The 12803-nt window shown below is 38.1% G+C and carries 14 protein-coding genes and 1 rRNA gene; 5 read left to right on the forward strand and 10 right to left on the reverse strand.

Annotated features, from left to right (window positions below; genetic code table 11):
* Together PN450_RS01425 and PN450_RS01430 are read right to left on the reverse strand one after the other, a co-directional pair.
* Window positions 1-218: ribosomal RNA gene (locus PN450_RS01425) — 16S ribosomal RNA — on the reverse strand; the annotation flags it as partial.
* Between the two features lie 634 nt (window positions 219-852).
* Complete coding sequence (locus tag PN450_RS01430) at window positions 853-2661, reverse strand: proline--tRNA ligase (protein ID WP_148766465.1); 1809 nt, start codon at window positions 2659-2661, stop codon at window positions 853-855.
* 188 nt (window positions 2662-2849) lie between these two features.
* Between PN450_RS01430 and PN450_RS01435 the strand changes: the two genes are divergently transcribed.
* From PN450_RS01435 to PN450_RS01445, 3 genes are all read left to right on the forward strand, one after another.
* A complete protein-coding gene (locus tag PN450_RS01435) occupies window positions 2850-4232 on the forward strand; it encodes a 1-acyl-sn-glycerol-3-phosphate acyltransferase (RefSeq protein ID WP_417033730.1) in 1383 nt (460 codons plus the stop codon).
* 332 nt (window positions 4233-4564) lie between these two features.
* Window positions 4565-4807 (forward strand): hypothetical protein, encoded by a 243-nt coding sequence (locus PN450_RS01440; protein ID WP_015078849.1) that lies wholly within the window; start codon window positions 4565-4567, stop codon window positions 4805-4807.
* A complete protein-coding gene (locus PN450_RS01445; RefSeq protein WP_168696833.1) occupies window positions 4804-5250 on the forward strand; it encodes a type II toxin-antitoxin system VapC family toxin in 447 nt (148 codons plus the stop codon). Before PN450_RS01440 ends, PN450_RS01445 begins: the two co-directional genes overlap by 4 nt.
* Window positions 5251-5420: 170 nt before the next feature.
* Here the strand turns inward: PN450_RS01445 and PN450_RS01450 are convergent, their stop codons facing one another.
* The 7 genes from PN450_RS01450 to cysE form a co-directional block, all read right to left on the reverse strand.
* Complete coding sequence (locus PN450_RS01450; RefSeq protein WP_271835192.1) at window positions 5421-5972, reverse strand: (2Fe-2S) ferredoxin domain-containing protein; 552 nt, start codon at window positions 5970-5972, stop codon at window positions 5421-5423.
* Window positions 5973-6104: 132 nt separating this feature from the next.
* Window positions 6105-6308: a putative nitrogen fixation protein NifT gene (gene nifT / locus PN450_RS01455; RefSeq protein ID WP_148766457.1), complete on the reverse strand. Its 204-nt coding sequence runs from the start codon at window positions 6306-6308 to the stop codon at window positions 6105-6107.
* Window positions 6283-6570 carry a nitrogen fixation protein NifZ gene (locus tag PN450_RS01460; protein ID WP_015078853.1) on the reverse strand — a complete coding sequence of 96 codons (288 nt, stop codon included), beginning with the start codon at window positions 6568-6570 and terminating at the stop codon, window positions 6283-6285. The genes nifT and PN450_RS01460 overlap by 26 nt, the downstream gene beginning before the upstream one ends.
* On the reverse strand, window positions 6560-7690 hold the full coding sequence (nifV, locus tag PN450_RS01465; RefSeq protein ID WP_015078854.1) for a homocitrate synthase: 1131 nt from the start codon (window positions 7688-7690) through the stop codon (window positions 6560-6562). The genes PN450_RS01460 and nifV overlap by 11 nt, the downstream gene beginning before the upstream one ends.
* Window positions 7691-8136: 446 nt before the next feature.
* Window positions 8137-8343, reverse strand: coding sequence for a DUF2949 domain-containing protein (locus tag PN450_RS01470; protein WP_015078855.1), 207 nt, complete (start codon window positions 8341-8343; stop codon window positions 8137-8139).
* Between the two features lie 270 nt (window positions 8344-8613).
* Window positions 8614-8868: an Asr1405/Asl0597 family protein gene (locus PN450_RS01475; protein WP_148766455.1), complete on the reverse strand. Its 255-nt coding sequence runs from the start codon at window positions 8866-8868 to the stop codon at window positions 8614-8616.
* A 28-nt stretch (window positions 8869-8896) separates the two neighbouring features.
* On the reverse strand, window positions 8897-9628 hold the full coding sequence (gene cysE, locus PN450_RS01480; protein WP_271835194.1) for a serine O-acetyltransferase: 732 nt from the start codon (window positions 9626-9628) through the stop codon (window positions 8897-8899).
* 527 nt (window positions 9629-10155) lie between these two features.
* Here cysE and PN450_RS01485 point away from each other — a divergent pair.
* Window positions 10156-10368, forward strand: a complete 213-nt coding sequence (locus PN450_RS01485; RefSeq protein WP_271835195.1) for a hypothetical protein — start codon at window positions 10156-10158, stop codon at window positions 10366-10368.
* Between the two features lie 109 nt (window positions 10369-10477).
* Here the strand turns inward: PN450_RS01485 and PN450_RS01490 are convergent, their stop codons facing one another.
* Window positions 10478-10969, reverse strand: coding sequence for a DUF2141 domain-containing protein (locus PN450_RS01490; RefSeq protein ID WP_271835197.1), 492 nt, complete (start codon window positions 10967-10969; stop codon window positions 10478-10480).
* A 205-nt stretch (window positions 10970-11174) separates the two neighbouring features.
* Here PN450_RS01490 and ilvA point away from each other — a divergent pair, with 205 nt between their 5' ends.
* Window positions 11175-12686 carry a threonine ammonia-lyase, biosynthetic gene (ilvA, locus tag PN450_RS01495; protein ID WP_271835199.1) on the forward strand — a complete coding sequence of 504 codons (1512 nt, stop codon included), beginning with the start codon at window positions 11175-11177 and terminating at the stop codon, window positions 12684-12686.
* Window positions 12687-12803: the final 117 nt, after the last annotated feature.

Consider the following 12803-nt stretch of genomic DNA (forward strand, 5'->3'; position numbering starts at 1 on the left):
AGCTAATCAGACGCAAGCTCTTCTTCAGGCAGCAAGCCTTTCACCTCTCGGCACATTCGGTATTAGCCACCGTTTCCAGTGGTTGTCCCCAACCTGAAGGTAGATTCTTACGCGTTACTCACCCGTCCGCCACTAAATCCCTAAAGATTCCGTTCGACTTGCATGTGTTAAGCATACCGCCAGCGTTCATCCTGAGCCAGGATCAAACTCTCCATTTTGTTTCTTTCGAGTTTGTCGGCTCCGAAATTAGTTAAAATTTCGAATCCTCTTTAAATTATCTTCACGACGAGGATTGGTTTAATCTATTCTTTCAAAGTATTATTTTTTCTCGGTTCAGTTGCCGGGAGTCGTTTCTCTCTTCGGCACTTATCTAATATAGCAATCCTTCCTTTTTTTGTCAAGGGGTTTGGAAAATATTTTTTTAGGCAATACCTTAGCCAATTTACGAGGGTGAGACAATGATAGTAGTCTGTCAATCCAAAAATGACGGGTAAAGGCAAGCATGGGGAGAAGAGGGGCAGGGGAGTAGGGGACGGAAAAACAGAGGTTTTTTCCGATCATTTATTGCGTATTTACAGGTATATCTAATACTACCCTAAATCTATTAAGTAGGTTGGCGTTAAAAATTATTGTCGTTATGGCAAGGCAACAGGAAAGAGGCACTCATGCAAGAGTGAAGAAGTTTTGGGCGATTTTACTTTTCTTGACACATTTTGGTTTTTCTCAGCCCACTTACTTAAAAATTGCCGGTTTGAGTGAAAATGATCTATGATGATGGCGGGCAAGACTTGTACTGAGCTTGTCGATAGCGCAGCGTTAGCCATAGTATGCCCACCCCACAAGAGTTGAATTTTAACGTTCTATTGCCTCATTAATCCACTGTTGCAATGTATTGACTACTTCCTCAATGATAATTTCTTGAGATTCACGATTTGCGCGTTTGACTACTTCGACTTTACCATTTGTAATCGCTCGTCCGGTGACTATTCTAAAGGGAATCCCGATTAAATCTGCATCTTTGAATTTAACACCTGCCCGTTCATCTCTATCATCTAACAAAGTTTCTACACCTGAAGAGTTGAGTTCTGTGTAGAGTTTTTCGGCAATTTCGATTTGTTGGGCATCTTTGATGTTAGGAATTGTGACAATAGCGTGATATGGTGCGATCGCTACTGGCCAAATTATGCCATCTTTATCATAGGATTGTTCTACGGCTGATTGTGCTAAACGTGACACGCCAACACCATAACAACCCATAACTAAAGGCTTTTCTTCCCCTTGTTCGTTGGTATAAGTTGCACCCATAGCTTGGGAGTATTTTGTCCCCAGTTGGAAGATGTGACCAGCTTCGATACCTCTAGCTGTTTGTAGGGTTTGGGTTGGGTCATGCAGGGAGCGATCGCCTAATTTTGCTTTATGAATATCTACGGCTATAGCAGGTAATTTAAATTGCTCATTCCAATTTGCACCAACTACGTGAAAACCGCTTTCATTTGCACCAGTAACAAAATTCTTTAACTCCACCGCAGTTTGATCTACCAACCGCACAAATTGAGAATTTACCTGTTTACTTCCCGCAATATAATCATCAGCAATGTCTGGTGCGATATAACCTAAAGGTAAAGATTTAGCTTTCCACGTTTCTTGGGCTTCGGCATTGGGTACAGTTAAAGTCAGAATAGTTTTAGCACCAAATTGAGGAGCTAATTTAGTTAATTCATTTTGTAATTTGACTTCATTAATTTCCTGATCTCCGCGAATATTGATTAACACCAAAACTGTTAACCCGTTATCATATACAGTTTGATATAAAACGTTTTTGACAATTTGAGTTGGAGAACATTTCAAGAAATTACAAAGTTTTTCAATTGTATCAATTCCCGGAGTTTCCCGTTTTTCGTAAGTTGTAAAAGGTGAAGTTTCCGCTTCCGCTACTAAAGAAACTGCTTTTTCTACGTTAGCCGCATATTTACCATCTTCAGTATAGAGAACCTCATCTTCTCCCGCATCTGCTAACACCATAAATTCTGTCGAACCAGAACCACCAATAGCCCCAGAATCAGCTTCCACAGCCCGAAAAGCCAAACCAGAACGCCGCAACATATTACTGTAAGCAGTGTACATTTCCTGGTAAGTTTTTTTCAAACTTTCTTCATCAGCATGAAAAGAATAACCATCTTTCATGATAAATTCTCGTCCGCGCATTAAACCAAACCGGGGACGAATTTCATCACGAAACTTAGTTTGAATTTGATATAAATGTACAGGTAATTGACGATAGGAACGAATCATATCACGGGCAACAGTAGTAATTACTTCTTCGTGAGTTGGGCCAAGTCCTAATTGTTGTTCCCTTCTATCAACGAGAGAAAACATGATTCCCTCAGCTTTAGTATAGGTGTCCCAGCGTCCCGACTCCTGCCATAATTCAGAAGGTTGTAACTGCGGTAATAAACATTCTTGTGCGCCGGTAGCATTCATTTCTTCCCGCACAATTTGGGAAACTTTTTGCAAAACCCGCCACATTAGGGGAAGATAAGCATAAATCCCACTACCGATGCGACGGATATAACCTGCACGGAGTAATAATTTATGGCTAGGGATTTCCGCATCAGCAGGATCATCCCGTAGCGTAACAAATAACATTTGTGATAATCGCATTGTTTTTACCTTTACTTACTAACTTTTAAAATCACTTACTTCTAAACAGGACTTATGCAAAATATCTCCCAAATCCGCATTTCTCCGTGACCTCTGTGCCTCTGTGGTTCGTTATTCCATGAATCTTGCGTAAGTCCTACTAAAATGTTTTCATGTAACTTGAGGAGATAATTACCTTGTCGGAAGCAATGTATCAAGCACAACCACCTTTAGAATTTATTCCGCCAGCTTTTAACCCTTTGTTGTTAAAGTTGGTACATTTAGTTCTACCTAACTGGATTCGGTGGAAAACACCCATTAGCAACATTGAAGCAAACAATGTTGAAACTTTGGCGGATTGTTATCAGCGGTTTCAGGATGGTAAAATCCGGTTTATGTTGGCGTTTCGTCATCCTCAAACAGCAGACCCTCTTTGTTTAACTTATTTACTGTCCCAAATCTTGCCTAAAGTAGCACGAGTTGGGGGTACACGGCTACAATATCCACTTCATGCCCATTTTATCTATGATCGGGGAATTCCTCTTTGGGCTGGTTCTCAAGTTGGTTGGGTAATTTCTCACTTGGGGGGAACTCCGATTCAACGCGGTAAAGCCGATTGGACTGGGTTGCGTTCCGCGCGGGATTTGTATATTAATGGTAAGTTTCCCATGGCTGCTGCGCCCGAGGGTGCTACAAATGGTTTATCGGAGATTATTAGTCCGTTAGAACCGGGTATCGCACAGATGGGTTTTTGGTGTGCGGAAGATTTGCAAAAAGCGGGAAGAGATGAGGAAGTTTTAATTTTACCAATAGGAATTAAATATAGTTATGTCCATGAACCTTGGGATAATATAGCAAATTTATTAACTGAATTAGAGGCAGCTAGTGGTTTATCTGTGAATCAAGAGAAAACTGAGGCTTCTTTTGCTGCGCTTTATCCCCGATTATTAGGGTTAGCTGAACATTTATTATCGGTAATGGAGCAATTTTATACTAAATTTTATCATCAAACATTGCCAGATGAAAAGATTACTAATGGGGAAATTACAGATAGAAATGAGGCTTTAGCTTATCGGTTACAAGCTGTAATGAATATCGCTTTATTTATTGCTGAACAATATTTTGATTTACCATCTAGAGGGAATTGGAATGATAGATGTAGACGGGTAGAACAAGCAGGTTGGAATTATATATTTAGGGAAGATTTTAAGGATATTAAATTATTATCATCTATTGATAAAAGTTTGGGAGATAGAATTGCTGAAGAAGCATACTTTCGGATGTGGCACATGAGGTTAGTTGAGAGTTTTGTGGCTGTTTCTGGGATTTATATCCGCGAAAAACCAACGGTGGAAAGATTTGCAGAAATGACTTTACTTTTATGGGATATGGTGAATAAAATTAAGGGGAATATTCCTTTAAATCGTCCACAATTGGGTAAGCAACAGGTGAAGATAACTGTGGGTACACCAATTTCTGTTTCTGAACGTTATCCGGTTTATAAAGGTAGTCGGGTTGCTGCTAGACAATCTGTGGCTGAGTTGACGAGTGATTTGCAGCAGGTTTTGGAGGGTTTGGTGGATAAGGAATGATTTTTTGGTAATTTGGCTAGTTGTTTACATAATTTTAATCTTGTCAGAATCAGGATATCCAGGATTTGAGGATTTTCAGGATGTAATTTTTTGATTATTTATTAGTTGTTGATAATTAGGATAGAGAAATTATACTTCATGAAGCATCATCACCCGCCTGGGAATCTATTCCCAGTCTTATAGCGAAAGTCCGTTAAAATGGACTAAAAGAATTTTGCAATAAACATCCTGTAAATCCTTTAATCCTGGATATCCTGATTCTTACAGTTTAGGGTTTATAATTGATATACAGTGTAATATTGCCTATAACCTAGTAAATGACATAAATAATTATGAATATACAACTTGTTGACTCCCTTGTAGAAATTGTTTCCAAATTAACTCCCGACGAAAAACAACTTTTCCAAGAAAGGCTGATTTATCAGGATTTCAACAAACAAACTAAAAAGCCTTTAACCTCTGAAGAAAGATTAAAACTTTGGCAAGAGTGGATAGAAAAAGCTCCTCAAAGTTCTGTTAATCTTCCTGATGAAGCACTACGTCGAGAAAACATTTATGATGATAGAGGAAGATGAGTAATTACTTATTAGATACCAATATTCTGTTACGTTCAAGAGATATAACATCTCCAGATTTTCATTTAGTTGATAAAACAATTAAATATTTAATATCTAATAATCATCAATGTTTTATTACCTCTCAGGTAATCATTGAATTTTGGGTTGTTGCTACTCGTCCTGTTAATGTTAATGGATTAGGATGGACTGGAAAACAAACAACTCAAGCAGTACAAATGCTAATAAATCAATTTGATTTACTAGAAGAGATACCAGATGTGTTTTCTATTTGGTTGAACTTGGTGACAACATATAATATTTCTGGTAAACGCACTCACGATATACACATATTAGCTGTGATGCTTGCTCATAATATCAGCCATATTTTAACTTTAAACCCCAAAGATTTTATAGCTGTTCCAGAAGTTACGATTATTCATCCTCAAAGTATTAATAGCTAAGAATATTGTGAATAAAATTATTCTGTAAATCCTTTAATCCTGGGTATCCTGATTCTGTGCCTTCAATAATAGTAGAGGCAGAGCCTCTGTTATAGCATTCCCAGTCAGAGACTGGGAACGAGATAATGCGGTGTACTTTTAGCAACGATTTTATCAGATATATTGACAAGTTAACTCAAATGATTCTCTAACAAAGACGCTATGGCTTCTGGATGAACTTTTTTGTATTGTTTTTTACCTAACATTAAAACACAATTGGGGGCGCTGCTACAGCGTTTTTGACAATCGGTATGTTCAATAGTTACTTTATCAGATAAACCGCGATCGCCCAAAGTTTTTTCTAAGTCTGATAATAACCCCTTTCCACCCCGTTTCAGACAACCAGATTTTTGACATACCATAATCTTGGCTTTAGGTTGAGGAAGAGGAAGCGGAAGCGGATTTTTGATCAGACAAAAACCCACTGCTTGAATTTGATAAGCTTCGAGTTTTAATTTCCTGTTACGGGGGTTTAATTTACTAATACCATCTATATGAATTTGCTCACCAGGGACTAAAGATAAACCTATAGAACAACGTAAATTTTTAGGAATTTTAATTTTGATATTTCCCCCGGCAATTCCTAACTGTAAATGTTTATACTTTTCAGTTTTTTTACCTGTAAAACCTAAAAACTGTCCTTCAATATTCAATTCCGATAAAGCCAAATATTTTTCACCCATTTGCGATAACCCAATTTTTTCAAGAGAAAATTTAATAACTTAGGAGTCAGGAGTCAGTAGTCAGAAGCAAGAAGAAAGAAGGAAGAGGGAAAAGAGATTTTACCTTTTACCTTCTTGGTATTGATGGGAATTTTAAGGAAGACGTTTAGCTTCTACTGTTACGGGTAAACGACTTTTATCGGGAAATTCACTAAATTCTAATTCCCAACCATTAGTTAAAGTGAGAATTTTACCTGCTGCACCATCTGTTTCTTTAACTACTTCTTCTTCTAAGTCTTTTTTAGGGACGTAGACAACTAAAGTACCAGCATCATTCATTCGGAGCATTACTTTCATGTGTTTCCTCAGCAGATTCTAGTTCTCTTTTTCGACAACCGATGATGTACCCTGTTTCCAAAAAATGTACAGCATAGATATAATAAGCTTGCAAAAATGTGCCAATGCTGGAGACATAACCAACATCACCAATTTTGGCTAAAACTTCCCCAATTTCTCGACCGGGAAAAGTTCCATCGTTTTTGATTAGTTTCTTAACTCGAACTTTTTGACCAATTTCAAAAATGGGTTGCGAGTCCAGTTCTATTTCATCACGTTGCATGGGAATACCTTTTTTCGCTGACTAAATTTAATAATTCTTCTGTAGTGAGACTGCGTTTTCTGAGGATTGATTGCTGACGGACTACATCTAAAACAGCTTGGGTTTCTTGAGAATCGAGAAAGATGCCATGCTGTTCTAATAGATTAGATAATGAATGCCGACCAGAATGTTTACCTATGACTAAACGCCGTTCCCAACCTACATCTTCAGGAGCATAAGGTTCATAAGTAACTGGGTTTTGTAATACACCATGAGCATGAATACCAGACTCATGAGCAAAGGTATTTTCACCCACAATTGCTTTCCAAGGTTGAACATTAGCGCCGGAAGCTTTAGCGACTAATTGAGATAGTTTTAACAAGTGTTGAGTCTGAATTCCCAAATCAACACCGTAAATACATTTTAGAGCCATAATTACTTCTTCCAAAGCTGCATTTCCGGCTCTTTCTCCTAGTCCATTAACGGTAGTATTTACAGATACAGCACCAGCTTTGATTCCGGCTAAAGCGTTAGCAGTTGCTAGTCCAAAATCATTATGAGTGTGAATCTCAACAGGAATTGATAGAGTTGATACTAAATGCTTAACTTTAAGGTGAGTTCGGAAGGGATCAAGTACCCCAACTGTATCACAAAACCGAAACCGAGATGCTCCCCATTCTTGTGATAACATGGCAACATCTTGGAGAAAGTTTTCGTCGGCTCTAGAAGAATCTTCGCCACCAACTGATACCCAAAGACCTTGATCTAATGCGAAGCTAATACAGTCTTTTAGTTTTTGTAAACTTACTCGCCATTGCCCATGAAATTTAGCGGCAATTTGCACTCCAGACACAGGAATAGCAATATGTACTCGTTCGAGTCCACAGGCTATAGAAGCTTTAATATCTGAGATAACAGCCCGATTCCAACCTAATAATTTAGCTTGTAGATCTAAGTTACGAATGGCAACAATGGCGCGAATTTCTTCTTCTCCCATTGCCGGAATTCCTACTTCTAATTCATGGACACCAATGGCATCGAGAAATTGTGCGATCGCTACTTTTTCTTCTAAGTTAAAAGCAACACCTGCTGCCTGTTCCCCATCACGTAATGTCGTATCATTAATCATGATTTGATACATTTTCAAGGTCCCTCTAGCGGAGTTTTTTGTAATATCCTTGTTCGCTACAATTTTTCATGGTGGTAGATGGGCAATAAATTCTTAATTGAGCGAATAAATCATGATTCATGATTTACGATCCTTAATTATTAACTAAATATTGCTGTTGCATCTGTATGACAAGAAACAAAAAATAAGTATAATTTATCCAATATTTTTCGTGGTATTATTTGTGAATTTTGTTAGTAGCCAATAACCCAGATAAACATTAGCAAATCCTGTAAAAAATAACATACTTATGCCAGCAATTAAGCTAGTAATCATAATTTTCACCTCATAGTTTCACTATTACACTGCGGCGGAAATAAGATAACCATTAAAAACCATTAAAAAGCTTGTATGATCCGCTTTTTTAATTATTAATTTTTAATTTTTAATTCCGCCTTGCGGTACTGGTAATTTTTCATCTACCTTAATTCATGGTGTTCTGCCAGCCAATCAAAAATCCTGTCTAGTTGTTGTAAATCTACTAAACCATATTGCCAAAGCAGCATCGGTAAGGGTCCATGATTGAACTCAGGATGTCGCGTTGCTACCGCAATATCAGCCTGGGAAAGTGCTAGTTCTTTTTGAAGAAATTGCAGTAACTTTCTATCAATACTATTAATCACCATAATTGGATATTGACAATTGAAATCAACATAAGGTACAAGTTATTCCCATCAGCAATTACTAATTTTTTTTAGTTTTAGCAAATTGGGTGAACCTTAGCTTATGTGAATTATCTTGAATATGCAAGATAGTTTGTGAGTGAATAATGACTTGAGATAAATCAGACTTGCATCAAGAATTAATCTTTGATATGCTTTTGATGAGACATTCTCAAAATTATCAATGGTAATTAGTAATACCAATCAAACAAACATCATTGTTTTCAGTAATCTTTACTCCATACCATTACACAAACAATTTTCTAACCACTTCACCAATTGATGACGAGAAGCAAAAAATTGCATTAATGTACTGCGAACAAGAATCGCTTCTTGGAGGTTATTAACTTGCACGCGCAAAGACCCATCCGGGGGACAGGAACAGGAAATCATCAACTCTTGCAAACGGTGATAAATACACCATCTATCACCTAAAGGAATCTGCAAAACTTGTTCACCGACAGTTAAAAACTTACAATTTTGTGACATTAGTAATCCAAGATTTATGAAATTGACGTTATTGATGGTTTCGGTGATGATTGGTGAGAGTTTGGACTTGTTGTTCTAATTGCTCAATCCGCAAGAGTAAAGAACGAATCATACCTGCTTCTATATCGGGTAATTTGCCATGTTCTAAGGGAGAAATGCGATTATGAGACTTAGGAGCAATAATCCGTCCGGGAATACCCACCACAGTGGCATCTGGAGGCACATCACGCAAGACAATTGACCCTGCACCGATGCGGACGCGATCGCTAATTTGAATATTTCCTAATACTTTCGCACCCGCACCAACTATCACATTATTACCCAAAGTTGGATGACGTTTACCGCTTTCTTTGCCAGTTCCTCCCAATGTTACACCCTGATAAATGAGTGTATAGTCTCCGACAATAGCAGTTTCACCAATCACAACACCCATGCCATGATCAATAAATACACCCTTACCAATTTTTGCCCCTGGGTGAATTTCAATACCTGTGAAAAACCGTCCCCAATGAGAAATCAACCGGGGAATAAAACTCACCTTGTGGATATGTAACCAATGTGCAAGACGATGTAAACAAAGAGCATGAAATCCCGGATAACAAAATATAACCTCTAACCAATTACGTGCTGCTGGATCACGCTCAAAAATAATCCGGAAATCACTAATTAATGGTTCTAAAAAAAGTCGAGAACTTCCATCTTTTCGGAGCTTTTTATTTACAGTCTCGGTTTTACTGATCCTGTTTAATGACTGGTGCATTGGTACTGTTAGGTAAAAAAATCCTGTACTGTTTTCATGCTTATATCAGATAACTCCCCAGCAGCAGAAATTATCAATGCAGATTAGATTTATTAAATTTATTAAGCTTGTACTCAATAGGTTTAAACCCCTATGTAACACAAATTTACATTTTTTATTGGGGTAGGGGTACTAGCTTTTAATTACAGGGGTACTGGTATTTTCGGCTTAGGGATGCAGCTTTTTTGTACTCAAAAGAAATCTCTGAACCTGTCAGCCTTTACAGCTATTTAGGCAAGATATTTTTCCATATATTCAATTGTACTCATTCCCTGATAAACGTTGTCTTGATGACAGTAAATATAGATTTTATGTATTGCTGACTACTACTATTATTCTATAGTTCTGGTAGTTGAAAAGTGAATTTCTTTATTTTGTTTTAGGATTTGTTTGCTGGATATGGAGATACAAAAATTAAAACAGGGAAAGTTTGAATAGAACTTTAAATCCATAGTCCGAAACCCATATTTTGTTAGCACTTTGACAAAATGGCGAAGGTATGTTTTTCTGGTATCAATGTTGGTGGTGATAATCAAAAAACAACCAAAGCCCCTGTCGGTAAAGCACTTCGCGCAGGATTGGTCGAAATCACCAATTATCTAAGCTGTGTAATGGTTGATAAAGGTAGCTGTGTAGCTGAGTTTGAAAAGAAAGAACAACGTCGTCGTGAGAATACTCAAAAAGTTTTAGAATTGGAATAAATGGCGTAACTGTTCATTTTTTCCTAGGGAAAAAGGATTAAGAAGGAATATAAATTTGATGCAGCGTAACCCACTGTTAATTAATAATTGTAGGTTACGCTGTCTCTAGCTAAGAACCAAAGAAATATTTCATCTTAATCTTAATATCGGTATTAGTTTTAGATACAGTAACAGCCGAATCATTAAACTTAGGAGGTCCGGTTAAAACCTCTGGATTTTGAGAAAATCCAAAACCTTCTGTGGGCATACCAAAAGAATTAGTATCAAGATTACCATTGCCATTGGCATCATGAATTAATGCAACAGCATAATTACCTGGTTTTAAATCCTTAAAAATCAGTTTTTGAGGCATTTCTGTAATTTTAATACACTCGGATTGCCAAGCCTTTTTACTATCACTAGGAAATCCTTTACTTTGATCAAAAAGAGTACCACAAATTTGTCCAGATTTGTTTTTCAGTCCTTCTACTTCAATCGTCAGACTACTAGTCAAATCTGCTTTAGCACTAGCTAAAAAGAGAAAATTTCCCAAAATAGGGAGTAGTAATATTAATCCCCGGCTTGACGCTTGACCTAACGCGATATTTAACTGTTGCTTCATTAATTTACCCTCTATTAAATAGAACTATTATCTTACCCAAGAATGTTGTCAATTGGGATTTTTATCAGCGACTAACAGCCACAAAAATCTCTATTATAGCGAGTTTACCTGCTAATAGAGGGGCAAAATCATTTTCCAAAACCATCCTCTCCAACTAACCAACAAGCGGTAGAATTAACAACCAACCCCAATTGCACCCCTTGATATGTATTGCGACTACCTGGTACAAATCCTCACCGCCCGCGTCTATGATGTAGCCCAAGAAACACCACTAGAATATGCCCCGAACCTCTCCGCGAGGCTGAATAATAAACTCCTCCTGAAACGGGAAGATATGCAATCAGTCTTCTCCTTCAAACTGCGGGGCGCATATAACAAAATGGTCAATCTCACCCCAGACTTACTTGAACAGGGTGTCATAGCGGCTTCTGCGGGAAATCATGCCCAAGGTGTAGCCTTAGCTGCCAGTCGCTTGGGAACAAAAGCCATCATCGTTATGCCCGTGATTACGCCCCAGGTAAAAATAAATGCAGTCAAAGCGCGGGGAGGAGAAGTTGTCTTATATGGCAATAACTATGATGATGCTTACGCCTACGCCCGACAACTGGAAGCAGAAAAAGGGTTAACCTTTATACATCCCTTTGATGATCCGGAAGTGATTGCTGGCCAGGGAACAATCGGTATGGAAATCCTGCGCCAATATCAGCAACCCATTCATGCCATATTTGTGGCTATTGGTGGTGGTGGCTTGATTTCTGGTATTGCAGCTTATGTTAAACGGTTGCGTCCCGATATTAAAATTATTGGTGTTGAACCTGTAGACGCTAACGCCATGTATCAATCATTGCAAGCTGGCGAAAGAGTGCGATTGTCTCAGGTGGGTTTATTTGCTGACGGTGTAGCGGTGCGGGAAGTAGGAGAAGAAACCTTCCGCCTATGTCAGCAATATGTAGACGAAATTATTTTAGTGGATACAGATGCCACCTGTGCGGCAATTAAAGACGTGTTTGAGGATACTCGTTCTATTTTAGAACCTGCGGGGGCATTAGCGATCGCTGGCGCAAAACTCTACGCAGAACGTGAACAAATTCAAAATAAAACCCTCGTTGCCGTTGCTTGTGGTGCTAACATGAACTTTGATCGGTTACGTTTTGTGGCAGAACGGGCAGAATTTGGAGAACGTCGAGAAGCCATCTTTGCAGTGAGAATTCCCGAAGCAAGAGGTAGTTTAAGAAAGTTTTGTGAATGTATTGGTAAGCGCAATCTCACAGAATTTAACTATCGCATTGCTGACCAAAAAGAAGCGCATATTTTCGTAGGTGTGCAAATAGAAAATCGTGCCGACGCTGCTAAAATGGTCGAAAATTTTGAATCTCACGGTTTAAAAACCATAGATTTAACAGATGATGAATTAACAAAACTGCATTTGCGTCACATGGTAGGAGGACATTCTCCCCTTGCAAAAAACGAACTACTTTATCGCTTTGAATTTCCCGAACGTCCAGGGGCTTTAATGCAATTTGTAACTTCTATGTCTCCTGATTGGAATATTAGCTTATTTCATTATCGCAATAATGGTGCAGACTATGGAAGAATTGTGGTAGGAATGCAAGTTCCCCCCCATGAAACAACAGAATGGCAATCATTCTTAGATAATCTTGGTTATCATTATTGCAATGAAAGCGATAATCCGGCATATAAGTTATTTTTAGGATGATTCCAGCTATTTTTAAGTAAATAAACCACATCTTATTTTTGTTTCGCGCAAAGGCGCAAAGGAGCAAAGGCGCAAAGGAAGAAATTAATTTAAGCTGTGGTTTAAATATGTGAAAAT

It is taken from the genome of Dolichospermum lemmermannii CS-548, assembly GCF_028330815.1.
In the GTDB taxonomy this organism is placed as follows: domain Bacteria; phylum Cyanobacteriota; class Cyanobacteriia; order Cyanobacteriales; family Nostocaceae; genus Dolichospermum; species Dolichospermum lemmermannii.

Bases quoted from the DNA above. Each gene is read 5' to 3' on its own strand.
- PN450_RS01430 (WP_148766465.1), bottom strand. From the start codon at position 2,661: ATGCGATTATCACAAATGTTATTTGTTACGCTACGGGATGATCCTGCT.
- PN450_RS01435 (WP_417033730.1), top strand. From the start codon at position 2,850: ATGTATCAAGCACAACCACCTTTAGAATTTATTCCGCCAGCTTTTAAC.
- PN450_RS01440 (WP_015078849.1), top strand. From the start codon at position 4,565: ATGAATATACAACTTGTTGACTCCCTTGTAGAAATTGTTTCCAAATTA.
- PN450_RS01445 (WP_168696833.1), top strand. From the start codon at position 4,804: ATGAGTAATTACTTATTAGATACCAATATTCTGTTACGTTCAAGAGAT.
- PN450_RS01450 (WP_271835192.1), bottom strand. From the start codon at position 5,972: ATGGGTGAAAAATATTTGGCTTTATCGGAATTGAATATTGAAGGACAG.
- nifT (WP_148766457.1), bottom strand. From the start codon at position 6,308: ATGAAAGTAATGCTCCGAATGAATGATGCTGGTACTTTAGTTGTCTAC.
- PN450_RS01460 (WP_015078853.1), bottom strand. From the start codon at position 6,570: ATGCAACGTGATGAAATAGAACTGGACTCGCAACCCATTTTTGAAATT.
- nifV (WP_015078854.1), bottom strand. From the start codon at position 7,690: ATGTATCAAATCATGATTAATGATACGACATTACGTGATGGGGAACAG.
- PN450_RS01470 (WP_015078855.1), bottom strand. From the start codon at position 8,343: ATGGTGATTAATAGTATTGATAGAAAGTTACTGCAATTTCTTCAAAAA.
- PN450_RS01475 (WP_148766455.1), bottom strand. From the start codon at position 8,868: ATGTCACAAAATTGTAAGTTTTTAACTGTCGGTGAACAAGTTTTGCAG.
- cysE (WP_271835194.1), bottom strand. From the start codon at position 9,628: ATGCACCAGTCATTAAACAGGATCAGTAAAACCGAGACTGTAAATAAA.
- PN450_RS01485 (WP_271835195.1), top strand. From the start codon at position 10,156: ATGGCGAAGGTATGTTTTTCTGGTATCAATGTTGGTGGTGATAATCAA.
- PN450_RS01490 (WP_271835197.1), bottom strand. From the start codon at position 10,969: ATGAAGCAACAGTTAAATATCGCGTTAGGTCAAGCGTCAAGCCGGGGA.
- ilvA (WP_271835199.1), top strand. From the start codon at position 11,175: ATGTATTGCGACTACCTGGTACAAATCCTCACCGCCCGCGTCTATGAT.